At 45.0% G+C, this 25,031-nt stretch carries 24 protein-coding genes and 3 pseudogenes; 26 read left to right on the forward strand and 1 reads right to left on the reverse strand.

From position 1 onward, the window contains the following. The first annotated feature begins 10 nt into the window (after positions 1-10). The 18 genes and pseudogenes from fliS to NXM86_RS01745 all read left to right on the forward strand — a co-directional run bounded on the left by fliS (position 11) and on the right by NXM86_RS01745 (position 15,953). Positions 11-412 carry a flagellar export chaperone FliS gene (gene fliS / locus NXM86_RS01660; RefSeq protein WP_015865070.1) on the forward strand — a complete coding sequence of 134 codons (402 nt, stop codon included), beginning with the start codon at positions 11-13 and terminating at the stop codon, positions 410-412. Further along, entirely contained in the window at positions 412-765 is a 354-nt protein-coding gene (gene fliT, locus NXM86_RS01665) for a flagellar protein FliT (protein WP_375217224.1), read from the forward strand. The genes fliS and fliT overlap by 1 nt, the downstream gene beginning before the upstream one ends. A gap of 12 nt (positions 766-777) precedes the next feature. Continuing rightward, entirely contained in the window at positions 778-1,164 is a 387-nt protein-coding gene (locus tag NXM86_RS01670) for a DUF8042 domain-containing protein (RefSeq protein WP_498958530.1), read from the forward strand. Next, a complete protein-coding gene (locus NXM86_RS01675; protein WP_375217226.1) occupies positions 1,151-1,375 on the forward strand; it encodes a hypothetical protein in 225 nt (74 codons plus the stop codon). The genes NXM86_RS01670 and NXM86_RS01675 overlap by 14 nt, the downstream gene beginning before the upstream one ends. Positions 1,376-1,610: 235 nt before the next feature. Continuing rightward, a complete protein-coding gene (hpf, locus tag NXM86_RS01680; RefSeq protein ID WP_015865067.1) occupies positions 1,611-2,159 on the forward strand; it encodes a ribosome hibernation-promoting factor, HPF/YfiA family in 549 nt (182 codons plus the stop codon). A 63-nt stretch (positions 2,160-2,222) separates the two neighbouring features. Next, positions 2,223-2,633, forward strand: a complete 411-nt coding sequence (locus NXM86_RS01685; protein ID WP_041269742.1) for a hypothetical protein — start codon at positions 2,223-2,225, stop codon at positions 2,631-2,633. 123 nt (positions 2,634-2,756) lie between these two features. Beyond that, the gene (gene secA, locus NXM86_RS01690) at positions 2,757-5,270 is read left to right on the forward strand and encodes a preprotein translocase subunit SecA (RefSeq protein WP_015865065.1); all 2,514 of its coding nucleotides are present in this window, start codon (positions 2,757-2,759) and stop codon (positions 5,268-5,270) included. A 104-nt stretch (positions 5,271-5,374) separates the two neighbouring features. Next, positions 5,375-6,475: pseudogene (gene prfB / locus NXM86_RS01695) on the forward strand (peptide chain release factor 2). 138 nt (positions 6,476-6,613) lie between these two features. Next, on the forward strand, positions 6,614-7,474 hold the full coding sequence (locus NXM86_RS01700) for a YitT family protein (RefSeq protein WP_062679069.1): 861 nt from the start codon (positions 6,614-6,616) through the stop codon (positions 7,472-7,474). Between the two features lie 61 nt (positions 7,475-7,535). Next, a complete protein-coding gene (gene cccB, locus NXM86_RS01705) occupies positions 7,536-7,868 on the forward strand; it encodes a cytochrome c551 (RefSeq protein ID WP_015865062.1) in 333 nt (110 codons plus the stop codon). A 187-nt stretch (positions 7,869-8,055) separates the two neighbouring features. Beyond that, positions 8,056-8,742, forward strand: a complete 687-nt coding sequence (gene ftsE, locus NXM86_RS01710) for a cell division ATP-binding protein FtsE (protein ID WP_015865061.1) — start codon at positions 8,056-8,058, stop codon at positions 8,740-8,742. Continuing rightward, positions 8,732-9,625: a permease-like cell division protein FtsX gene (ftsX, locus tag NXM86_RS01715; RefSeq protein ID WP_015865060.1), complete on the forward strand. Its 894-nt coding sequence runs from the start codon at positions 8,732-8,734 to the stop codon at positions 9,623-9,625. The genes ftsE and ftsX overlap by 11 nt, the downstream gene beginning before the upstream one ends. Before the next feature lie 41 nt (positions 9,626-9,666). Beyond that, the gene (locus NXM86_RS01720; RefSeq protein ID WP_089098100.1) at positions 9,667-11,013 is read left to right on the forward strand and encodes a murein hydrolase activator EnvC family protein; all 1,347 of its coding nucleotides are present in this window, start codon (positions 9,667-9,669) and stop codon (positions 11,011-11,013) included. Between the two features lie 257 nt (positions 11,014-11,270). Continuing rightward, a pseudogene (locus tag NXM86_RS01725) lies at positions 11,271-11,411 on the forward strand (DoxX family membrane protein); the annotation flags it as partial. Between the two features lie 100 nt (positions 11,412-11,511). After that, the gene (locus tag NXM86_RS01730; RefSeq protein WP_498958402.1) at positions 11,512-13,173 is read left to right on the forward strand and encodes an IS1634 family transposase; all 1,662 of its coding nucleotides are present in this window, start codon (positions 11,512-11,514) and stop codon (positions 13,171-13,173) included. Between the two features lie 128 nt (positions 13,174-13,301). Then, a pseudogene (locus NXM86_RS01735) lies at positions 13,302-13,568 on the forward strand (DoxX family protein); the annotation flags it as partial. Positions 13,569-13,593: 25 nt separating this feature from the next. Next, the gene (locus tag NXM86_RS01740; protein ID WP_062755661.1) at positions 13,594-14,298 is read left to right on the forward strand and encodes a pirin family protein; all 705 of its coding nucleotides are present in this window, start codon (positions 13,594-13,596) and stop codon (positions 14,296-14,298) included. Positions 14,299-14,510: 212 nt separating this feature from the next. After that, complete coding sequence (locus NXM86_RS01745; protein WP_498958532.1) at positions 14,511-15,953, forward strand: S41 family peptidase; 1,443 nt, start codon at positions 14,511-14,513, stop codon at positions 15,951-15,953. Positions 15,954-16,790: 837 nt separating this feature from the next. Here the strand turns inward: NXM86_RS01745 and NXM86_RS01750 are convergent. Continuing rightward, positions 16,791-17,018, reverse strand: a complete 228-nt coding sequence (locus tag NXM86_RS01750) for a hypothetical protein (RefSeq protein ID WP_498958534.1) — start codon at positions 17,016-17,018, stop codon at positions 16,791-16,793. A 567-nt stretch (positions 17,019-17,585) separates the two neighbouring features. Here NXM86_RS01750 and NXM86_RS01755 point away from each other — a divergent pair. The 8 genes from NXM86_RS01755 (at position 17,586) to NXM86_RS01790 (ending at position 24,996) form a co-directional block, all read left to right on the forward strand. Further along, entirely contained in the window at positions 17,586-17,783 is a 198-nt protein-coding gene (locus NXM86_RS01755; protein ID WP_498958535.1) for a hypothetical protein, read from the forward strand. A gap of 9 nt (positions 17,784-17,792) precedes the next feature. Continuing rightward, the gene (locus NXM86_RS01760; protein ID WP_498958536.1) at positions 17,793-18,002 is read left to right on the forward strand and encodes a hypothetical protein; all 210 of its coding nucleotides are present in this window, start codon (positions 17,793-17,795) and stop codon (positions 18,000-18,002) included. Positions 18,003-18,045: 43 nt separating this feature from the next. Then, entirely contained in the window at positions 18,046-18,303 is a 258-nt protein-coding gene (locus NXM86_RS01765) for a hypothetical protein (protein ID WP_498958537.1), read from the forward strand. 29 nt (positions 18,304-18,332) lie between these two features. After that, positions 18,333-18,521, forward strand: a complete 189-nt coding sequence (locus NXM86_RS01770) for a hypothetical protein (RefSeq protein WP_498958538.1) — start codon at positions 18,333-18,335, stop codon at positions 18,519-18,521. 16 nt (positions 18,522-18,537) lie between these two features. Further along, positions 18,538-18,759 (forward strand): CsbA family protein, encoded by a 222-nt coding sequence (locus tag NXM86_RS01775; protein WP_015865054.1) that lies wholly within the window; start codon positions 18,538-18,540, stop codon positions 18,757-18,759. 153 nt (positions 18,760-18,912) lie between these two features. Next, positions 18,913-20,892, forward strand: a complete 1,980-nt coding sequence (uvrB, locus tag NXM86_RS01780; RefSeq protein ID WP_498958539.1) for an excinuclease ABC subunit UvrB — start codon at positions 18,913-18,915, stop codon at positions 20,890-20,892. Between the two features lie 9 nt (positions 20,893-20,901). Then, positions 20,902-23,766 carry an excinuclease ABC subunit UvrA gene (gene uvrA, locus NXM86_RS01785; protein WP_498958541.1) on the forward strand — a complete coding sequence of 955 codons (2,865 nt, stop codon included), beginning with the start codon at positions 20,902-20,904 and terminating at the stop codon, positions 23,764-23,766. Between the two features lie 141 nt (positions 23,767-23,907). Further along, a complete protein-coding gene (locus tag NXM86_RS01790; protein WP_498958542.1) occupies positions 23,908-24,996 on the forward strand; it encodes an RNA-guided endonuclease InsQ/TnpB family protein in 1,089 nt (362 codons plus the stop codon). Positions 24,997-25,031: the final 35 nt, after the last annotated feature.

The following is a 25,031-nucleotide window of genomic DNA, read 5'->3' on the forward strand; positions in this document are numbered from 1 at the left end:
AGTGAGGTAAATGGCAACGAACAATCCATATCAAAACTACCAAACGAACGCGGTGCAGACGGCGTCGCCAGGCGAGTTGACATTGATGTTATACAACGGCTGCTTGAAATTTATTAAGCTGGCGCGTAAGGCGATCGAAGAAAACAATATCGCAGCGCGAAACGAAAACTTGATCAAGGCGCAAAACATTATTCGTGAGCTGATGGTGACGCTCAATATGGAGTATGAAGTCGCGAAGTCGATGATGACGATGTACGACTACATTTACCGCCGGCTTGTCGAGGCGAACGTGAAAAACGATGCGGCGATTTTAGATGAAGTCGAAGGATATGTGACCGAGTTTCGTGATACATGGAAGCAAGTGATTCAAATCAACCGGCAGCGTCAATACGCGCAAGGCGGGCAGGCGTAATGAGCGTTGTCACCGCGTTATTTCACGTGACGAAAGAGCTGCGTGACCTCGTATGCGCGCCTGTTTCATCGGAAAAGCGAGAGGAGACGATTGAAACGATCGAGCGGTTGCTTGCACAAAGGGACGAGCTGTTACGGGAGCTTCGTCCGCCGTATAGCGGGGAAGAACAGCGGCTTGGCAGGCAAATCGTGCAGTGGAATCAAGAGATTGAAGAACATTTGCGGGAGCTGAAGCGGCAAATTCAGCGCGATTTCGCGATGGTCCGCGAGAAAAGGCGGGCCAATACCCATTATACGAACCCGTACGAACAATCGCTTGCGATGGACGGAATGTTTTACGATAAAAAACGATAGGTTGTGATGCAGATGATTACGTTGACGACTCCGCAACTCGAAATGGTGCAAAAATACGTGGAGCTTCTCGATACGATCGAGGAAGGGTTTGCGTATGTGGAAGAAAGTTTCGTAAATTATGAGCGGACGCAAGGAGACGAGGTGCTTGCCAATATTTTTATGGCATTGGCGAAGATTAGCGAGACAAATGTACATTTATGTCGGCTGTTTGCCGAGGAGACGGGCATCGTTCATCACTTGGAGCTATTTTCCGATGTGTTGAAAGAAGCGTATAAATTAGATGGAAATTTTGGCGATCCGAACATGAAGCAGTGCATCGTTGAGCAGCATCTTTCCCCCGCGTTTCAAGCGTGGAAGATGATCATCACCCAGCTGTTAAAACGATATGTCGAACAATGAAAACACCGAGTCCCATGGCGTGGGGCTCGGTGTTTTTTATACGGCTTTGACGATGGTTACATTGATTTCTTTGCGTAAATTAATTTCGTACGGGCTTTTTAATTCTTCCCCGTACGGGTTTTTAATGATGCGCACGATCGGTCTGAGCGGAAAGTCGGGAAACACTTTCGATACGACGCCGACATATCCGGTGTTTCATCCGATTGTGTAGAGACGATGAAATAAGCAAATTTTTGCATGTTGCCGCATTTTGAATGGTAAAATGGAATTGGTAATAAAATAAAAAATGGGGTTAGGAAAAACGATGTTATTCTCTGAGTAATATTGCCACATTTCCTTCTCGCTTTCACAAAATTTTCAAAAACATTTTGCTGATTCAAGCAGGACCTTTGTTGGGGTTTGTAGAATATTAAACACATAGCCTTAATAAAAAGGAGTGATCAGCGATGATCTATAACATTCGCGGGGAAAACATTGAAGTAACTCCAGCATTGCGTGAGTATGTCGAGAAAAAAATTGGAAAATTGGAAAGATACTTTGAAAACACAGAAGATATTCATGTTCACGTTAATTTAAAAGTATATAACGATAAACAAGGAAAAATCGAAGTGACGATCCCAATGCCGCAACTGTTGCTTCGCGCGGAAGAACGCCATGACGACATGTATGCGGCCATTGATTTAGTAGCGGATAAATTAGAAAGACAAATTCGTAAACATAAAACGAAAGTAAATCGTAAATTACGCAATAAAGAAACAAAACAAGTGCTTGTCACGCAAAACAACAATCCTCCGGTAGAGGAGAATGAGGAAGAAGAATTTGAGATTGTCCGCACGAAACATTTCAGCTTAAAACCGATGGACAGCGAAGAAGCGATTTTGCAAATGAATTTGCTTGGTCATAACTTCTTCATCTTTACAAACGCGGAAACGAACCGCACAAACATCGTGTATCGCCGTAAAGATGGAAAATACGGCTTAATTGAAGCGAACTGACCCTCATCCCCTGCCAACGTCCGGCAGGGGATGTTATAATATGGAGGAAGGAGGGGAAAAACGATGGAGGCGCTTTTGCGGCAGATTTTGGTAAAATTGGACAAGATGGAAACGAATGCTGAACAATTTCAAGTAGAAGTTCGCGATCGTTTTGATCAAATTGACAAATGTTTCGCAACGATAGAAGCTCGGTTGGGACGTCTGGAGCAAGGGATGGAAGAGGTTGATGGACACCTTGATCGTATTGAAAATGATATGGTTGATGTGAAAGGGCGGCTCGAACGGGTAGAACGGGAACTATGTGAGGCGAAAGCAGCATTATTTCGTCTAGAAAATCAAGTTGCTGACGATGTGCATGCTCTGTTGAAAAATATAGATAAGAAAGTGGAAGAAAAAGGGTTTGAAATATATGCGATCAACAAACGTCTTTTGCATGTAGAAGGAGCTATTGAACAAATTCAATCCCAAGAATGAAGCTACTCCAGTTCTTCTTTTCCGCATTTTCCTCCCCGGTTCATCTCCGCGTCTTAGTTGTCACCCATTCGTGTACATGATATCATGTAGATTAGTGATTCCATTGAATAAGGAGCGTTTTCTATGCTTGGAGTATTAAAAAAGGTGTTTGACCCAAACAAACGCCAACTAAGCCGTTTAGAAAAGATTGCTGACCAAGTCGATGCGCTTGGCCCAGAGATGGCAAAGCTTTCGGATGAACAGTTGCGTCAAAAGACCGAGGAATTCAAGGCGCGCTATCAACAAGGCGAGTCGCTGGATGACTTGTTAGTGGAGGCTTTTGCCGTCGTGCGCGAAGGTGCAAAGCGCGTCCTTGGATTATATCCATATAAAGTGCAAATTATGGGCGGTATTGTCCTCCATGAGGGAAATATCGCCGAAATGAAAACAGGGGAAGGGAAAACGTTAACGGCGACGATGCCCGTTTATTTAAACGCTTTAACCGGAAAAGGCGTGCATGTCGTGACGGTCAACGAATATTTGGCGACCCGCGACGCGACGGAAATGGGCAAATTGTATGAGTTTTTAGGATTAACCATCGGTTTGAATTTAAGCGGTATGTCGCGGGAGGAAAAACAAGCGGCGTATAATGCCGATATTACGTACGGAACGAACAACGAGTTTGGCTTTGACTATTTGCGCGATAACATGGTGCTTTATAAAGAACATATCGTACAGCGTCCGCTTCATTATGCGATTATTGACGAAGTGGACTCGATTTTAATTGACGAGGCGCGGACGCCGCTCATTATTTCGGGCACCGCGCAAAAATCGACAGCGCTGTATATTCAGGCAAATGCGTTTGTGCGTACATTGAAAAAAGATGTCGATTATACGTATGATGAGAAAACGAAAAGCGTACAGCTCACCGAAGAAGGGATCACGAAAGCGGAAAAAGCGTTTGGAATCGACAACCTATTCGACTTAAAGCATGTAACGCTAAACCATCATATTAACTTGGCGCTAAGAGCGCATGTGACGATGCATCGGGACGTCGATTATGTGGTGGAAGACGGAAAAGTCGTCATCGTCGACCAGTTTACAGGCCGCCTAATGCGCGGACGCCGTTATAGTGATGGATTGCATCAAGCGATCGAAGCAAAAGAAGGATTGGAAATTCAAAATGAATCGATGACGCTTGCGACGATTACGTTCCAAAACTACTTCCGCATGTATGAAAAGCTTGCGGGAATGACGGGAACGGCGAAAACGGAAGAAGAAGAATTCCGCAACATTTATAACATGCAAGTCGTTGTCATCCCGACAAACAAGCCGGTCATCCGTGAAGACCGTCCAGATTTAATTTTCCGGACGATGGAAGGTAAATTCCGCGCCGTAGTAGAAGATATCGCACAGCGTCATGCGAAAGGGCAGCCGGTGCTTGTCGGGACGGTGTCGATTGAAACATCGGAACTTCTTTCGAACATGTTGAAAAAACGCGGGATTCCGCATAATGTATTAAATGCGAAAAACCATGCGAAAGAGGCAGAAATTATCGCCCAAGCCGGTCAAAAAGGCGCTGTAACGATCGCGACAAACATGGCCGGACGCGGTACGGATATTAAGCTTGGCGAAGGTGTCAAAGAGCTTGGCGGATTAGCGGTCATTGGCACGGAACGCCATGAAAGCCGCCGTATTGATAACCAGTTGCGCGGTCGTGCGGGACGTCAAGGCGACCCAGGTGTATCGCAATTTTATCTATCGCTTGAAGATGAGTTGATGCGCCGCTTCGGTTCGGAAAGTTTAATGTCGATGATGGACCGTTTAGGCATGGATGATTCGCAGCCAATTCAAAGCAAAATGGTCACTAAAGCGGTCGAATCGGCGCAAAAACGGGTAGAAGGCAACAACTTTGATGCGCGTAAACAGCTGCTTCAATACGATGATGTGTTGCGTGAGCAGCGTGAAATTATTTATCGCCAGCGCTATGAAGTGCTTGACTCCGACAACTTGCGCGGCATTATCGAAAAAATGATTCAATCGGTCATTGAGCGGGTCGTCAACGCTCATACGCCGAAAGAAGAGCTTCCGGAAGAATGGAATTTAAAAGGAATCATCGATTACGTCAATGCCAACCTGTTGCCGGAAGGCGATGTGACCGTTAACGATTTGCGCGGCAAAGAGCCGGAAGAAATGATTGAGCTCATTTGGGAAAAAGTGAAAGCGCGCTATGATGAAAAAGAACAGCAAATTCCGCCGGAACAAATGCGCGAATTTGAACGCGTCATCGTCCTTCGCGCCGTCGATATGAAGTGGATGGACCATATCGACGCGATGGAGCAGCTGCGTCAAGGAATTCATTTGCGCGCGTACGGACAAATTGATCCGCTTCGCGAATATCAAATGGAAGGATATGCGATGTTTGAAAACATGATCGCTTCCATTGAAGAAGAAGTAGCAAAATATATTATGAAAGCGGAAATCCACAGCAATCTCGAACGCCAGGAAGTGGCAAAAGGCGAAGCGGTTCATCCGAAAGAAGGAGAAGGCGAAGTAAAACGGAAGCCGTACCGCAAGGCTGTTCGCATTGGTCGTAACGATCCTTGCATTTGCGGAAGCGGCAAAAAGTATAAACATTGCTGCGGAAAAAATGCATAACGTTTGCGGCAAAGTGGGGGGATTGCCTCTCACTTTGTTTGCGAACTCCCATTGATTCTTGTTTCGAAAATCCAGTACAATGAGTAACGAGGTGAAGCATCATGATTGATCTGATCGAAATTAAGCAAGAACTTGAAAAAATGGCTAAGCGATTAGCGGAAATAAGGGGGTCTCTTTGACCTCGAAACGAAACAGGCGCGCATTCGTGAATTAGAGGAACAAATGGCCGCGCCAAACTTTTGGGATGATCAAAAAGCAGCGCAAGCGGTAATTAATGAAGCAAATGCGCTGAAAGATTTAGTGGGCGAGTTCCAATCACTTGAGGAGCGTTTTGAAAACTTAGAAGTGACGTATGAGTTGATCAAAGAAGAGCCGGATGAAGATTTGCAACAGGAGCTGGTCGCAGAAGCGAAAAAATTAACGAAAGATTTTAGTGAATTTGAACTCCAGCTCTTGTTAAATGAGCCATACGATAAAAACAATGCGATTTTAGAGCTTCATCCTGGCGCGGGCGGCACGGAATCCCAAGACTGGGCTTCGATGCTTTTACGAATGTATACGCGCTGGCCGAGAAAAAAGGGTTTAAAGTCGAAACACTTGACTACTTGCCTGGCGAAGAAGCGGGAGTTAAAAGCGTCACGCTTCTCATTAAAGGGCATAACGCGTACGGCTATTTGAAAGCAGAAAAAGGCGTGCACCGGCTCGTTCGGATTTCTCCGTTTGATGCGTCTGGCCGCCGCCATACATCATTTGTTTCTTGCGAAGTTATGCCGGAGATGGATGACGATATTGAAATTGAAATTCGTCCGGAAGAGATTAAAGTCGATACGTACCGCTCTAGCGGCGCCGGAGGCCAGCACGTCAACACGACCGATTCTGCTGTGCGCATTACCCATATTCCGACTGGCATTGTCGTCACGTGCCAATCGGAGCGCTCGCAAATTAAAAACCGCGAAAAAGCGATGAACATGTTAAAGGCGAAGCTGTATCAAAAGAAACTTGAAGAGCAGCAGGCCGAGCTTGCCGAAATTCGCGGCGAACAAAAAGAAATCGGCTGGGGGAACCAAATTCGTTCCTATGTCTTCCATCCTTACTCGCTTGTCAAAGACCACCGTACGAACGTCGAAGTTGGAAACGTGCAGGCGGTAATGGATGGCGAAATCGATATCTTTATTGACGCCTACTTGCGTTCTAAACTCAAATAAGACGAAAGGCATCTGCTATCGCTCGTTCGATAGCAGATGCCTTTTTTGTGTAGACTAACTTTAATGCGTTACTGCTTTATTCCGCTGTCATTTACTTGTAGAAATGGGCGTGCTATACTCTCATGGGAGGTCTGATGAATGAGAAGAAGAAGTCAACCATTGCATCCAAAAGTGGGGCTAATGATGGAATATGTATACATATTGATTGGTTCGGCGATTGTTGCCGTGGCGTTTAATGTCTTTTTGTTGCCAAACCGCGTCGCTTCTGGAGGCGTAAGCGGAATCAGTACGATCGCTTATGCGGTGTTCGGTTGGCAGCCTGCTTATGTGCAATGGGCGCTGAATATTCCTTTATTTATTTCGGGAGTTGTTTTGCTCGGTCGGCAGTTTGGCGTAAAGACACTTGTCGGCACATTGTTTTTGCCGTTTGTTGTCTATTTAACGAAAGATGTCGAGCCAGCCACCCATGATCCGCTGCTTGGTTCGTTATTTGGCGGCATTGGGGTTGGGCTTGGCCTTGGCATTGTGTTTCGCGGCAAAGCATCGACAGGCGGGACCGATTTGGCGGCGCAAATTATTCACAAATATACCGGATTGTCTCTTGGTATGTGTGTGATTCTCATTGACGGGCTAATCGTATTAACCGCTGCGTTCGTCTTTGATATTGAACAAGCGTTGTATGCACTCATTGCTCTTTATGTGACAAGCAAAACGATTGATTTAGTACAAATCGGGCTCGGCTACTCGAAAATGGCGATGATTATTACCAATGAAGAAGAAAAAGTACGTCATGCGATTTTGCATGAAATTGACCGCGGTGTGACAAAGTTGTCAGGATACGGCGGCTATACGGATCACGAGCGCCCAGTGCTGATGTGTGTGGTGCAGCAAGCGGAGTTCACAAAATTGAAACAATTGGTCAAAAGCATTGATCCATCAGCATTTGTCATTGTTATGAACGCTGCCGAAGTGCTTGGAGAAGGTTTTAAGCGCACATAATTTTTTCAAAATGGGTTATAATAACTCTGAATGTAATTATTAGATTAGGGGGAGTTCATTTATGAAATGGAAACTTGCTGCTGTATTTCTTGGTGCTTCTCTAGCGCTTGCGGCCTGTGGTGGCGGCAACAATGCAACGGATAATAACAATGGCAATAATGGAGGAGGGGATACCGCCGCAGCTGCAGAAGACATTTACAAACAAAGTTGCGCTTCTTGTCATGGGCAAGATTTATCAGGTGGTGCAGGGCCAAACTTACAAAAAGTTGGAAGCAAATATTCGAAAGATGAAATTAAAAACATTATTGAAAAAGGACGCGGCGGCATGCCAGCTGGCATTATAAAAGGAGAAGACGCTGATAAAGTTGCGGAATGGCTTGCGTCCAAAAAATAAACCTTTTCAATCCGGTACCTACAAGGGCCGGATTTTTCTTATGTAATGTATTTGAAATATAAATGTAAAACTCAAGTGTAACAAATAATGTTATAATAAGCTTTGCAGAATTTTGTACGATCGATTCGAAATATAGCGAAACAGCTCGAGTGATGACAACAATGAAAATGAGATTAGGTGATTAAGCATGATTGAAATGCAAGATGTATATAAGACATATCCGAATGGCGTAGTAGCGCTAAACGGGGTGAATGTTCGCATCAAACAAGGAGAATTTGTCTATATCGTTGGACCTAGTGGTGCGGGAAAATCAACGCTTGTGAAAATGATGTACCGTGAAGAGAAACCAACAAGCGGCTCCATTATGGTCAATGGTGTAAATCTCGCTAAATTAAAAGACAGCAAAGTTCCATTATTGCGGCGACATATCGGAGTAGTGTTTCAAGACTTCAAATTGCTTCCTAAGCTAACGGTATATGAAAATGTAGCGTTTGCTTTGGAAGTAATTGAAGAATCGCCGAAAGTGATTCGCAAGAAAGTGATGGAAGTACTCGAATTAGTCGGATTAAAACATAAAGTGCGATCCTATCCAGATGAACTTTCCGGAGGAGAGCAGCAACGAGTTTCTATTGCACGCTCGATTGTGAACTCTCCTAAAATTGTGATTGCAGATGAGCCGACAGGGAATTTAGACCCAGAAACATCATGGGGGATTATGGAGTTGTTTGAAAAAATTAATAATCGCGGCACAACGATCGTCATGGCAACACATAACCGTGAAATTGTGAATACGATTAGACGCCGTGTCATCGCAATGGAAAATGGGAAAATCGTCCGTGATGAGGCGAAGGGAGAATACGGTTATGAGGATTAGTACCCTAAAGCGCCACGTGCGGGAAAGCATGAAAAGTCTTGGCAGAAACGGCTGGATGACGTTCGCTTCCATCAGTGCGGTGACTGTTACGTTGCTATTAGTCGGCGTGTTTTTAGTTGTCATGTTTAATATGAACCATTTTGCGAAAAAAATCGAAAATGATGTCGAAATTCGCGTCCATATTGATGTAACGGCGAACAATCAAGATAAACAAACGCTTCGTGCGCAGATTGAAGCGATCCCTCAAGTGAAGGAAATACGTTATTCTTCGAAAGAACAAGAATTGAAAAATTTAATTAAAAGTTTTGGCGAAGAAGGCTCTTCGTTCCGTTTGTTTGAACAAGACAACCCGCTAAGCGATGTGTATGTGGTGAAAACAGAAAAACCGACAGACACGATCAAAGTGGCCAAACAAATTGAAAAGTTCCAGTTTGTCCACAAAGTGAACTACGGTCAAGGTCAAGTAGAAAAATTATTCAGCACGTTGAAAGCGGCGCGAAACATCGGGCTTGTGTTAATCATCGGCCTGTTGTTTACCGCGATGTTTTTAATCTCCAATACCATTAAAATTACGATTTTTGCGCGGCGGCGCGAAATTGAGATTATGAGATTAGTAGGAGCGACAAACGGATTTATTCGTTGGCCGTTTTTCTTGGAAGGATTGTGGCTTGGCGTCATCGGTGCGGTTTTTCCAATCGTGTCGATCATGGCCGTTTATTATAACATTTACAAATTTTTAGAGCCGAAAATTACGATTCCATTTGTAGAGCTTCTTCCATTTTATCCGTTTATGTGGCAAATTAGCTTGCTTTTATTGCTTATCGGTGCATGCATCGGCGTTTGGGGAAGCATGATGTCTGTCCGTAAGTTTTTGAAAGTCTGATAGAAAAAGATCATCACCATAAGGGAGAGGGGAATCAATTGATGAAAAGCAGGAAAGTACTGGCGCTTGCCGCAGCTGCGGCGTTAAGTTTTGGTGTTTTCCCGCACTTTGCCAATGCGGTAAGCGACCGGGATATTCAAGAAAAACGGGATGCGATTAACAACATTCGTTCAAAGCAGTCCGCGGTACAAGAGAAAATAAATGATGCTAATCAAGAAATTCAAAAACTGCAATCCAAACAAAAAGAGCTCTCCGAAGAAATTAAAAAACTCGATTTAGCAGTGGAAGAAACGAGTGGGAAAATTCGCAACTTATCCGCTGATATTCAACAAACAGAACAAGATATTGAAACATTGAAGCGTGAAATTGCCGAAGTGCAAGCGCGCATTGAAAAACGAAATGAGATTTTGAAAGAGCGTGTTCGTTCTTTGCAAGAGAGCGGCGGAGTCATCAGTTATCTTGAAGTATTGCTCGGAGCGCAAAGCTTTAGCGATTTTATTGACCGCATGAGCGCTGTCACCACCATTTTTGAGGCGGACAAACAAATTATCCGCGAACAACAAGCGGATAAAGCATTAAAAGAGAAAAAAGAAAAGGAACTTACGGATAAACTAGCTAGTCTTCAATCAAACTTAAAAGAACTAGAGCAGCTGAAACAAAAATTAAGCGAGCAAATGAAGCAAAAGAATCAATTAATGGCACATTTGAAACAAGAAGAACAAGAACACCATGATAAAAAAATGGCGCTTGCGGAAGAACAAGAATTGTTGAGAAAACAAGAAGCAGCGATGAAATATCAGCTTCAGCAGCTAATGGAGAAAAAGCGTGCTGAAGAAGAAGCGAAACGCAGAGCGGCTGCTAGACATACATATTCATCAGGAAATGAAAGTGCGCCTTCCGAAAATGAAAATACGCCGTCCGGAAGTGAAAATAGCAGCGGCGCATCTAGTTCCCGAGATACATCAAACGTTCCACCCGTTACAAGCGGAGCGTTTATGAGACCAGCAAATGGTCCGATTACATCAGGATTCGGTTACCGTTTTGGTGGAAGTGATTTTCACCCAGGAATCGATATTGGTAAAACTGCTGCTGTTGTTCCTGTTGTGGCAGCGGCTGACGGATACGTGTTCCGTTCGTATTATTCGAGCAGTTACGGAAACGTCATTTTCATCACTCATGTGATTAATGGACAAGTATACACAACGGTATATGGCCACCTTGAAGCGCGTCTTGTCGGTGAAGGGCAAACGGTCCGCAAAGGGCAAGTCATCGGCTATATGGGGAACACAGGCCGCTCGACAGGGCCTCACCTTCACTTCGAACTTCATCGCGGAGCGTGGAATCCGTCAAAATCGAATGCGGTAAATCCGCTTAATTATATTAATTAATTTTTAACCGTTACGCCGAGCAGTGAAACATTGCTCGGCTTTTTTGCCTATTCTATTAGAACTATTTTTATAAGTGAGTTATTAATATTTTTGAACGTGCTGCAAGGATCCATAAATGCAAATAAAAACCATCATCTTACAAAGGGGGAGGCTATATCTAATATTTTCATATTGACAATATCAAAATAATTATTTTATAATTATCTCGAATTCGAGATTTATGAAACAAAGGTAATATTAGAAGGAGTGTGTTGATGATGGCAGGTATCGGATTATTATTAATCCGTTTAGTTTTTGGATTGACATTTGCAGGACATGGCGCCCAAAAATTGTTTGGCTGGTTTGGAGGACATGGACTTGCGGGAACGGCAGGCTGGATGGAATCCATTGGATTAAAACTCACATTTCGCACCCTTCCAACGAAAATCGGGAGGATTTTTTTGCATCGATGTGGAATGAATCCTTGACACACAAGGAATGCAAAGGAGTTTGTCCACCATGGATGTTCAAATTTGTGAGATTTATGACAGTTCCTATTTGAATATAATAAGTGCCCTTTTCCAAGATCTTGACCTTCCCCAGCTCATCGATCGGCTGGTTCCGGTGGATCCCCAATGCCAAACCCGAACCAGCGATGCGGTCAAGCTGATCCTTCTGGATATCTTGAGCGGACGACAAGCACTCGTCCATTTGGAGCGATGGGCGCATGAGATCGATTTGTCGAAGCTGATCCGGCCGGGGCTGAAGCCTTCTTGGTTCAATGATGATGCGTTGGCTCGTCATCTCGACCGCCTGTATGAGGCGGATATTCACAAGGTGATCAGCACTTGCTTGATTCACATTTATCGGAAAGAAGGCCTTCCTCTCCAGGCCTTCCACGCCGATACGACGGACAAGACCGTTTACGGCGCGTATGAATCGGTCTCGTCAGAGGCCCTGCGGATCACGCATGGCTACAACCGGCATCATCGCTGGCAAAAACAGATCGGTTTCGGGCTGATCGGCAACGAGGATGGCATCCCGTTTTACGGCGATGTGCACGACGGCAACCTGCCGGACAAAACGTGGAATCCAGAGGTGCTGTCCCGTGTCCACGAACAGCTCAAACAAGCCAAGATTGAAGACGAATGGATTTACGTGGCCGATTCCGCCGCCATGACGAAAGACACTCTGGCGCAGACGAAAGCCGCCAACGCCTTTTTGATCACGAGAGGCCCATCGTCGCTCCGAATCGTCAAAGCTGCTCTGGCGGAAGCGGATGTCCAACCCGATCCAGCGTGGAGCGACTCCTTTTCGTTGGCCGAGAAAAACGGCGCGGCGTACCGGGTATGGGAAACGGCCTCGACGTATGAAGGCCACCCCGTTCGGCTGATCGTCGTCGAATCGAGCGCACTCGACCAGCGCAAAGGAAAAACGCTCGAAAAAGAGCGGGTCAAAGAAGCGGAGCTTCTCCGCGAGGAACAAGCCCGTTGGGAGCGTCACCCCTTCTCCTGCCGCGAAGACGCCGAACAAGCCTTGGCGTCCCTCAAGGCGTCCCTTCGCCCCCGGTTTCATCGGGTCAAGGCCGCGGTCGAAGAGATCGTGCGCCCGAAAAAACGGCGCGGCCGGCCGAAAAAAGAGGTGGAACCCGAGGTGGAGACGCTGTATCTTTTGCGCCTGGACGTCGAATTCCACCAACAGGCATGGGAACAGGCAAGACGGAAAGCGTCCCGGTTTGTCCTCGTCACGACCGTTCCGAAGGAATGGAAAGGCCGAACGATGGATGCTCGAGAAATCTTGAAGTTGTATAAAGGGCAAATCTCGGTGGAAATGAACTTCTCCTTTCTCAAAGATCCGTTCTTCACCGACGAGATTTACGTCAAAAAGCCAGAACGGGTGGCGGTGTTGGGCTATTTATTTCTCTTGGCCTTGGCGATTTACCGCGTCTTTCAGCGCCGGGTGCGTCAGTTCATCACACCAGAACGCCCGTTAAAGGGCGCCGGAGGCCGCAAGCTGACCCGACCGACCGGGCAAGCGATTTTTCAGTTGTTTGAGTATGTGAAAGTCGTCCTCCTCAAGCTGCCGGATGGACGCATCCAACGCGCGCTAGGAAAACCGCTCACCTACGAGCAGCGAAGGATTCTGCAAGGATTGGGAATGGATGAGAGCATTTACGTGTAACGTCATATGGAACGACTAGCGATGGTAAAAAAAGGATTGCCATCGCTTGTCGTGTTGGTCAAAAAGTTATTCTGAAAAACTAAATAAAAAATCCTTTGTTTTGACCTTGTTAGGGTGCGAAATGTGAGTTAAAACCAGGAAAAATGATGGCTTTTGCTGCTGGGATGAGTGAATTGATTGGCGGGCTTTTATTTGCACTAGGACTTTTGACTCCGCTTGCCGCTTTATTAATGATTGTGCCAATGATCTTGGCCATTGTGAAAGTGCATGGGCCAAACGGATATTGGGTGACGCAAAATGGGTATGAGTACAATCTTGCGATTATTGCGGTTGCTGTTGGAGTAGCATTAATCGGACCGGGGCAATATGCGCTTGATACGATTATTTTTGGATAAGCTATTGTAAGGAGAGAGTGTGTATATGATTCAAGTATATCCTGCGCAATCCCGCTATTATGCGGATTATGGATGGTTAAAGACGTATCATAGCTTTTCTTTTGGCGACTACTATGATCCTAATAACATTCATTTCGGCCCGCTGCGCGTATTAAACGACGATTTTGTCGCTCCGCTTAGAGGGTTTGGCGCCCATCCTCATCAAGAAATGGAAATCGTTTCGATTGTATTAAAAGGCTATTTAAAGCATGAGGACAGCACAGGACATACCGCGACGACAACGTTTGGCGGCGTGCAGCGGATGTCGGCAGGGACAGGAATTGTTCACTCTGAAATGAATCCATCGCCAACGGAAGAAGTGAATTTTTTGCAGCTATGGTTTTTGCCTGAAGTCCGAGGGTTGACGCCATCGTACGAGCGGACAACGTTTGATGTGGCGAAAATGAAAAACGCGTTGCTTCCGGTGGTGACGAAAAATCCTTCGTCTCCAGGAATTGCCCATATTCATCAAGATGCAACGATTTACCTTTCCGATTTAGAAGCAGGGCGCGAGCTTATATTTACGCAACAAGAGGGAAGAAGAATCTTTTTCTTTGTTATTGAAGGAGATGTTGCATTAAACGGAGAAACAACGTTGCATAAGCGTGATTCCGCGCGAATTACGGAAACGCCGATACTCCGTATTGCATCAGAAAATGGCGCGCGTTTTATGTTAATCGATTTACCGTAACGAACATGGCACAACTTGCGAAACGCAAGTTGTGCATTTTTTTCAAACTTATTTGGTTGAGAAAACAATGGGAAATGTGTAAACTAGTAATGCAAAGAAACAGAATGTAATCATACTATGTACAAGCTAGTCATATGATAAAAATAAAAGGCATCGCACGGCCTACTGTGTGGTGCCTTTCCTGTATGGCATAGGGTGAGGAGGAGACAGTTGTGAATAAAAAAACAACCGCAATACTTATGGCTTTATCGATGCTAGTTGGTGCCGGGGGAACATATGCCGGCATGCAGCTTGCAGCGCCTGACAGCGATCGTGAAATAACACTGGTCGAGCCAGATAAAGCGGCAACGAACGATGACGAGAAAGAACTGAAGAAAGTCGAACAAGCTTATGAGCTGATTAAAAAACGCTATGTTGAAAAAGTTGATGATGATAAACTCATCCAAGGCGCAATTCAAGGAATGATTAGCACGCTGAACGACCCGTATTCTGTCTATATGGATGAAGAAACAAGCGAACAATTTACGGAGTCGCTTGACTCTTCGTTTGAAGGAATCGGTGCCGAGGTAAGCATGATTAACGGAAAAGTCACGATTGTCGCACCGATTAAAAACTCGCCGGCAGAAAAAGCGGGATTAAAACCAAATGATCAAATTTTGCGGGTGAATGGCGAGAGTCTAGAAGGGCTTGATTTATATGAAGCCGTGTTGAAAATTCGCGGGGAAAAAGGGACGACGGTACAATTGGATATTCTTCGCCCCGGTGTAAAAGAAGTGATTAAAGTAAAAGTAGTCCGCGACGAAATTCCGATTGAAACGGTTTATGATTCGGTAAAAACGTATAACGGGAAAAAAGTCGGCTATTTAGAAGTAACATCGTTTTCCGAAAATACAGCAAAAGATTTTAAAAAGAAATTAGCAGAATTAGAAAGCAAGCATATCGACGGGTTAATCATTGATGTGCGCGGCAACCCAGGCGGCTATTTGCAAAGTGTGGAAGAAATTTTAAAACAATTCATTCCGAAAGATAAACCATATGTACAAATCGAAGAACGCAATGGCGATAAACAACGTTTTTATTCCGATTTAACGAAGAAAAAACCGTATCCGATCGCCGTGTTAATTGACAAAGGCAGCGCATCCGCTTCAGAAATTTTAGCCAGCGCTATGAAAGAAGCGGGAGGATATAAGCTCGTTGGTGAAACATCGTTCGGAAAAGGAACGGTGCAGCAAGCGATTCCGATGGGGGATGGCAGCAACATTAAATTAACGCTCTATAAATGGCTGACGCCGGATGGCCATTGGATTCATAAAAAAGGTGTTAAGCCGGATGTTGAAGTAAAGCAGCCGGATTACTTCCACGTTAGTCCGCTTCATATCGAAAAAGAGCTTTCCTTTGATATGAACAATGAGCAAGTAAAAAGTGCGCAACAAATGTTAAAGGGACTTGGATTTGACCCTGGCCGCACCGATGGCTACTTCAGCAAAGAAACTGAGTCGGCGGTAAAAGCATTCCAAAAGGCAAATAAACTCCCGCAAACCGGAAAAATCGATAAAAACACAGCCGAAGTATTACAAGCAAAAGTGATGGACGCCATTCGCGACGACAACAATGATGTACAACTAAAAACAGCGATGAAAGTGCTGTTTCATTGAAAAGAAACGGCAAATGCCTTTAGGGGTTGCCCCGTTTTGTTCAATGATGCACTTTTTCTTTTTTGAAGATGCGAGAACGATGGGATGCAATGTTTTTCATCTGAACGCGGCCGTCTTTACTCTTGATAAATTTTTCCGATATATTCTCCAATGAGTCCCATTCCCATTGAAACCGTCTTTCACCCATTTCGTTGGGAAGTATTTCTTTTTCTTGTAGGGATAGCGGGCAGGCTCCTGCGATTGCTTGTTCGAGTTCTGCGAAAGGTTTGTGCAAAACGGATTGAATCGATGCTGTGAAGATGAAACTTCCTTTTCGTTTGTTTTCGCTCGCTTTGGATACACATCCATGTGGGAAAGTGTTCTTTTTGCTAGCGGAGAATCATTCAAACACGGGGTTCGATTGCAGGCATACAATCGGTCCAAATCCGCTTCGATGCCGAAGAACACTTTTGCACCAAAATAGCATTTCCTTCTTTCTTTGTTTGATGGATGGTTCAATTATAGCGCATATGTTCGTATTTGGGAATCAAAAACCTCCTGATTTATCTTCCTCCTTCACTCCGTTTAGAGGAAGGGAGACTTCTCGGGAAAAATGTTAAAAAACAATAAAGAATAAATGAAGATGTAAAGGAAGTTTTTTAAAAGAAAAACTCCTTCTCTCTTTTTTTAGAAAAGAAAAAAGAGAGAAGGTGGGAGATTATACAAATAGACTCATAATGCGGCTGATGCCACGGCGTTTCGGTTTTTGCTTTGCATTTTCCGTTATAATCGCTTGTTCTCTATTAACGTCTTCTTCTAAGCGGGCAATACGTTGTTCGAGTGAATGAAGCTGGGAGGCTAGTTCTCAATTTCTCGGCGATGATGCAAAAGCTGAACGGAAACGATATCGTCCGCTTTTTCGTTGAGCTTTTGTTCGATATTTTGGAGGCGGGAGGTAAACTCATTGAGATGTGGTTCGATATAAACGTTGAACAACTCGTCAGCGGAGAATGGATGTTGCCGATTTTCTTGATTGATGCATGGTTCTAGGGCAGCACCTTGTTCAAATTTAATTTGTTCTAGCAAGGCAACCGCTTCGGCATCGAATACGTAGTGTCCCGCTTCGTTTTTTTGGCACGAACATTATATTTCTTTACCCAGCGTGATCGTTTCGGTATACACCAAGACGCTTCGCGACACTGCTTGTTTTTACTCCATCTAGGATTCCTCTTTGTCATCCTCTTTTTTATCATTTTCCATCAAGACGGAAATCCCTTCCTGCTTGACAAAACTAGTGTGGATTCGGCAAAGAAAGTCGTTATGCGAAAGGATTCGCCAATAATAAACAAATAATGTTGAAAAAAATGTGTATGCGATCATAGGATTTATGAAAGTGATTTGGTAGAATAGTAGATAAAGAATCGCGAACATAGCGAGGTGGCGGCGATATGTCGATATGGGTGTTGGAGGCGCTCAAAGGCGTTGGGCGGCTGCTCTGTGCAAAACCGTTGTTTGTAAATTTGGGATCGCACTGGCACTTGTTATCGGATGGCGGCGGGTGAAGCGGGAAAGAAGCTATTTTTCTATTCGCGTATACAACATGTTTCATGAAAGCAAGCTTTTTGGCGAAGCGGCCTCGTTGCCGGCGGTATTTTGTCGTTAGCAGCGGTTGCTATCGGCATCGTGCTTCCGCGCGATGCTATTTCAATGATTGCGCTTGTGACGATCGCAATCGGATTAACGATGCAAATGCGGCTGCTTTCCCCGGCGTATACGATGGGGCTTGTGTTTTTTATCGTTAGTATTCTTGCATGTAAAGAAAGACCGCTTAAAGCGTTTTTTCCGACTTAGCAAACGAATATGGCTGCACTTGCTATTTTGCTTGCTTTATTGCTTTTTGTGGAAGCATGGCTTATTTTACAAAACGGCGCTATCGAAACATCTCCACAGTTAGCGAAAAGCAACAGGGTTTGTTCGGAACATGCGCAGCGCTTTGGTCGTTCTTGCGTCGTAACAGAGAACTTCGTCCATTCATGTGCCATTATTTCTGTGCTGCGATTCTATTCTTGATGTTGTGCCGTTTTTCATCGGATTTTCTGAGCATGTACAAGGGATGCATCCAAAAGCCTCGATTCGTTTAACTGGAAAAAGAGTGATATTGCTCGCATGGATTGTCAGCTTGTTTGCTATAGGAGGCTATTGGTATGCGCCGCTTTCGATGATTGCGGCAGCCCTTGCATTGATTGGAAGGGAGTGGCTTGCTTTCTTCCAGCATCGTCAAGATCGCTTGAAACCTCCGTATTTTTCGAAGCGTGAACAAGGGCTTGTCATTTTTAGGGATTCTTCGAAATTTCAAGCGGAAAAAGGGTAAAATTGTGAAGTCATCAAAAAGTGAACGGAATGACAGTAAAAACGGAAAACAGAGTTTATGAAGCGTTGCAACGAAACCGCGCATTTTGTAAATTAGAGGTAGTCAATGAACATGGAGAAGTTCGTTTTGTTCAAGGGGCGTTATATGAAGATGAACATCATGAGCTTGGGCTGCTGTTTGTAAAAGAACGGGAAAAATGGGCGCTAGAAGCCGTCTAAATAAGGAGTTTTTCATATGTGGTTTATAGTTTCGTTAATTGTGCCATGTTTGCTTGTACTGTTATTTACCCGTGTTACGTACAATCATTATATCGGAACATTATTGACCATCGCGCTATTGGTTGCTTCCTATTTCAAAGGATATACAGACGAACTGCATGAAATTCTAGCAGATATCGTATCAACGACAGTTGGGTTTTTGTATGCGAAAAAAATGGTAAAACAGTTGAAAAAATAGTTAAATAGCGGCGGACGGCGAATGCTGTCCGCCATTTTTCATTGGAAGGTACTTTCTATTTTGGAACGAATATAAGTTCGCATTTTTTATGCATCTTTTTTAACAATGTGCTACAATGAAAAATAAGATGAAACGAAACAGGAGGTCGAATCCGTGGGGGACCGTTTTGAGTTAGTGTCGGCGTATAAGCCGCAAGGAGATCAACCAAAAGCGATTGCCAAATTGGTCGAAGGAATTCGAAAAGGAGTAAAGCATCAAACGCTGTTAGGGGCAACAGGAACGGGAAAGACGTTTACGATTTCCAACGTCATTAAAGAGGTGAACAAACCGACGCTTGTGATTGCCCATAATAAAACGTTAGCGGGGCAGTTGTACAGCGAGTTAAAAGAGTTTTTTCCAAACAACGCGGTTGAATATTTTGTCAGCTATTACGATTATTATCAGCCGGAGGCGTATGTGCCGCAGACCGATACGTATATTGAAAAAGATGCAAGCATTAACGATGAAATTGATAAGTTACGGCACTCGGCAACATCAGCGCTATTTGAGCGGCGCGATGTGATTATTGTCGCCAGTGTATCGTGCATTTACGGATTAGGATCACCGGAAGAATATCTCGAACTGGTTGTGTCGTTGCGCGTCGGGATGGAAATCGAGCGCAACGCTTTATTGCGCCGCCTTGTCGATATCCAATATGAACGGAACGACATTGATTTTCAGCGCGGAACGTTCCGTGTTCGCGGGGATGTTGTCGAGATTTTTCCTGCTTCTCGGGACGAGCATTGTATTCGCGTTGAATTTTTTGGCGATGAAATTGACCGCATTCGCGAAGTCGATGCATTGACGGGGGAAATTATCGCAGAACGCGAGCATGTCGCGATTTTCCCGGCATCCCACTTCGTTACGCGTGAAGAAAAAATGCGTTTAGCGATCGAAAATATTGAAAAAGAATTAGAAGAGCGGTTGCGCGAATTGCGGGAACAAGGAAAACTGTTAGAAGCGCAGCGGCTTGAGCAACGGACTCGTTACGATTTAGAGATGATGAGAGAAATGGGCTTTTGCTCAGGGATTGAAAACTACTCCCGGCATTTAGCGTTGCGTCCGCCAGGCTCGACGCCGTACACGCTGCTTGATTATTTTCCAGATGATTTTTTGATTATCATCGATGAGTCGCACGTGACATTGCCGCAAATTCGCGGCATGTATAACGGAGACCGGGCGCGCAAGCAAGTGCTTGTCGATCACGGCTTCCGTCTGCCATCTGCGCTCGATAACCGCCCGTTAACGTTTGAGGAGTTTGAACAAAAAATTAACCAAATTATTTATGTTTCCGCGACACCTGGTCCGTACGAGCTGGAACATAGCCCGGAAGTTGTGGAACAAATTATTCGTCCGACAGGGCTGTTGGATCCAACGATTGACGTTCGTCCGATTGAAGGGCAAATCGATGATTTAATCGGAGAAATTCATGAGCGGATCAAGCGGAATGAACGCACTCTCGTTACGACGTTAACGAAGAAAATGGCGGAAGATTTAACGGATTACTTAAAAGAAGTCGGCATTAAAGTTGCGTATTTACATTCCGAAATTAAAACGCTCGAGCGCATTGAAATTATTCGCGATTTGCGCATGGGCAAATACGATGTGCTCGTCGGGATTAACTTGTTGCGGGAAGGATTGGATATTCCGGAAGTATCGCTTGTCGCCATTCTCGATGCGGATAAAGAAGGCTTTTTGCGCTCGGAACGTTCGCTTATTCAAACGATTGGGCGTGCGGCGCGAAACGCCAACGGCCATGTCATTATGTACGCCGATACGATTACAAAATCGATGGAAATTGCCATCAACGAAACGAAACGGCGCCGTGCGATTCAAGAAGCGTATAACAAAAAGCACGGCATCGTTCCGCAGACGGTGAAGAAAGAAATTCGCGATGTCATCCGTGCGACTTACGCGGCGGAAGAGAAAGAAACGTACGATACGAAACCATCTTACGGCAAGATGGCAAAGAAAGAACGAGAAAAGCTCATTGCCGATTTAGAAAAAGAAATGAAAGAAGCAGCAAAAGCGCTTGATTTCGAGCGTGCTGCCCAATTGCGTGATATTATTTTTGAGTTAAAAGCGGAAGGATGATTGGAGTCTATGGCAACCGACAAAATCATCGTAAAAGGCGCAAGAGCTCATAATTTAAAAAATATCGATGTGGAAATTCCCCGCGATAAACTCGTCGTATTGACAGGACTGTCCGGTTCGGGGAAATCGTCGCTTGCGTTCGATACGATTTATGCGGAAGGACAGCGGCGGTACGTTGAATCATTGTCGGCGTACGCCCGCCAGTTTTTAGGGCAAATGGATAAGCCGGATGTCGATGCGATTGAAGGGCTGTCGCCGGCCATTTCGATTGACCAAAAAACAACGAGCCGCAATCCGCGTTCCACTGTCGGAACCGTCACGGAAATTTACGATTATTTGCGGCTTTTGTTTGCCCGCATCGGCCGGCCGGTTTGCCCAGAACATGGCATTGAAATTAAGTCACAAACGATCGAACAAATGGTCGATCGGCTTCTTGCTTATCCGGAACGAACAAAAATGCAAATTCTCGCTCCCGTCGTTTCTGGGCGGAAAGGAACGCACGCAAAAACGCTGGAAGATATTCGAAAACAAGGATATGTGCGCGTGCGCGTGGACGGAGAAATGCGGGAACTCACGGAAGATATTGAACTTGAGAAAAATAAAAAACATTCGATTGAGGTCGTCGTGGACCGCATTATTATTAAGGAAGGAATTGCTGCACGTTTGGCGGATTCATTAGAGACGGCCTTGAAGCTTGCAGACGGAAAAGTGCTTATTGATGTCATTGGCGAGGAAGAGCTGTTGTTTAGTGAAAAGCATGCATGTCCGTATTGCGGCTTCTCGATTGGAGAGCTAGAGCCGCGCATGTTTTCATTTAACAGTCCGTACGGCGCCTGCCCAGACTGCGATGGGCTTGGCGCGAAGCTCGAGGTGGATCCGGATTTAGTCATCCCCAATGATGAACTGACGCTGCGCGAGCATGCGATTGCTCCGTGGGAACCGCAAAGCTCACAATATTATCCGCAGCTGTTAGAAGCGGTGTGCAACCATTACGGCATTGACATGGATGTGCCGGTAAAAGACTTGCCGAAGGAGCAGCTTGATAAAATTTTATACGGAAGCGGCGGCGAGAAAATTTACTTTCGCTACCAGAACGATTTCGGACAAGTTCGCGAGCAGTATATCGTTTTTGAAGGCGTTATTCCGAACATCGAGCGCCGCTACCGTGAAACAAGCTCTGATTATGTTCGCGAACAAATGGAGAAATATATGGCGCATCAGCCATGCCCGACTTGTAAAGGAAACCGCCTGAAAAAAGAAAGCCTCGCCGTGCTTGTCGGCGGCAAACATATCGGCGAAGTGACGGCATTATCGGTTACGGAGGCGCTTGAGTTTTTCCAAAACTTGCAGTTAAGCGAAAAAGAAAAGAAAATCGCCCATCTCATTTTGCGTGAAATACGTGAGCGGCTCGGCTTTTTAAAGAACGTCGGCCTCGACTATTTAACATTAAACCGTTCTGCTGGGACGCTTTCCGGCGGAGAAGCGCAGCGCATTCGTCTAGCGACGCAAATCGGCTCGCGCTTAACAGGAGTGCTGTATGTTTTGGACGAGCCGTCGATCGGACTTCATCAGCGCGATAATGACCGCTTGATTGCAACGTTAAAAAGCATGCGCGATATCGGCAATACGCTTATTGTTGTTGAACATGATGAAGATACGATGCTTGCCGCGGATTATTTAATTGATATTGGGCCGGGTGCGGGCATTCATGGCGGCGAGGTTGTCGCTGCTGGAACGCCGCAAGAAGTGATGGACAATCCAAACTCGCTGACTGGACAATATTTATCAGGGAAAAAATTCATCCCGATTCCAGCCGAGCGCCGCAAGCCGGACGGACGCTGGGTCGAAATTGTTGGCGCGAAGGAAAATAACTTAAAAAACGTGTCTGTCAAAATTCCGCTCGGTACATTTGTCGCGGTCACGGGCGTATCTGGTTCTGGAAAAAGCACGCTCGTCAATGAAATTTTGTATAAGGCGCTTGCGCAAAAACTGCATGGCGCGAAGGCAAAGCCAGGCGAGCATAAAACGATTAAAGGGCTTGAGCATTTAGATAAAGTTATTGACATTGACCAATCGCCGATCGGTCGTACGCCGCGTTCCAATCCAGCGACATATACCGGCGTATTTGACGACATTCGCGAAGTGTTCGCGGCGACGAATGAAGCGAAAGTGCGCGGATATAAAAAAGGCCGATTCAGCTTCAACGTGAAAGGCGGACGGTGTGAAGCGTGCCGCGGGGACGGCATTATTAAAATTGAGATGCACTTTTTGCCGGACGTGTACGTTCCATGCGAAGTATGTCATGGTAAACGGTATAACCGTGAGACGCTGGAAGTAACGTACAAAGGAAAAAACATTGCGGAAGTGCTCGACATGACGGTGGAAGATGCGCTTGCGTTTTTCGAGAATATCCCGAAAATTAAACGGAAATTACAGACGCTATATGATGTCGGCTTAGGGTATATGAAGCTCGGACAGCCGGCAACGACATTGTCGGGAGGAGAAGCGCAGCGTGTCAAATTAGCATCTGAATTGCATCGCCGCTCAAATGGCCGGACGCTCTATATTTTAGATGAGCCGACGACCGGGCTTCACGTCGATGATATTTCCCGTTTATTGAAAGTGTTGCAGCGCTTAGTCGATAACGGGGATACCGTTCTTGTGATTGAGCATAATCTCGATGTCATTAAAACGGCGGACTACATTATCGATCTCGGGCCAGAAGGCGGCGATCATGGCGGGCAAATTGTTGCGAAAGGAACGCCGGAAGAAGTGGCCGAAGTAGAAAGTTCGTACACCGGACGCTATTTAAAACCGATATTGGAGCGCGACCGCGAACGAATGCGCGCGTTATATGAAACGGCAAAGGCATAAGCCTTTGCCTTTTTGTTTTTCTTTAACATAAATTAGCCAGAAGTCCCCCACCTCTACAGGTGGGGGATGAATGGCTTCTTTTGTTGTTTCTCCCTTCTTTTTGATTTTCGATAGAATACAATAAACATAGGGGGTGAGAATATGTATCGAACGCTGAAAACCCGTTTTCGGGCAAAGAAAGAAGTTATCCAAAAACTATTTGAATGCAATCGTATCTCCGCAGAAGTTTGGAACGAATGCCTTCGTTTGGCGAAAGAACATCATTTGGAAACAGGAAAATGGATAACCAAAACGGAACTGCAAAAAGCAACAAAAGGTCGTTTTCCTATCCACAGCCAAAGCATCCAAGCAGTTGTGCATAAGTATATTTTTGCTAGAGACGGAGTGAGAGAAGCACGGAAAAAAGGCGAAAAAATCAAATATCCATACAAAAAGAAAAAACATTTCAACACGAAATGGGCAAAAGATGGGTTTGTTTTGCATGAAGAGGGAACGTTGGAACTGTCGCTAGGAATTTGGAAACGGAAAAGGCAACAACCGCTCGTAGTCCAAATCGATAAAGAACAAATTCCAAACGGACAAGTAAAAGAAATCGAGTTGGTCTATGACCGTGGTTTGTGGCTTTGTTTATCGTATGAAGATGGAAAAGAACCAAAAGAGAATAAAAATCAAAACCGTGTCGCTATTGACCCAGGGGAAATTCACACCATCGCAGCCGTTTGTGAAAATGGGGAAAGCCTCATTATCACGGGAAGAAAAATAAGAAGCATCCATCGGTTGAGAAACAAAAAATTAAAAGAGCTGCAAAAGTTGATGTCTCGTTGTAAAAAAGGTTCGAAGCAATGGAAAAAGTATAATCGTGCCAAGCAATATGTGCTTTCGAAATCAGAGGCACAACTAAAGGATGCACTGCACAAAACCACGAGACAATTTGTTCGTTGGTGTTTGGAAAACCAAGTGAAAGAAGTGGTTATTGGGGATGTCGAAGGAGTACAACGGAACACGAAAAGAAACCGAAACAAAGACCAATCAGAAGTTATCCAATGGTCTTTTGGAAAGTTATATGATTATTTGGAATATAAGTTGAATGCCGAAGGCATCCAATTGGAGAAAAAAGACGAAAGTTATACCTCGCAAACATGCCCTGTTTGCGGGAAGAACAAATCTTCTTCTAGAAATTATAGTTGCTCTTGTGGTTATCGTCAACACGTGACATCCACGGAGCGATGAATTTATTTACTAAAGTGTATTATGTGAAATCCGAC

This window comes from Geobacillus sp. CX412 (assembly GCF_027942335.1).
Lineage (GTDB): Bacteria > Bacillota > Bacilli > Bacillales > Anoxybacillaceae > Parageobacillus_B > Parageobacillus_B toebii.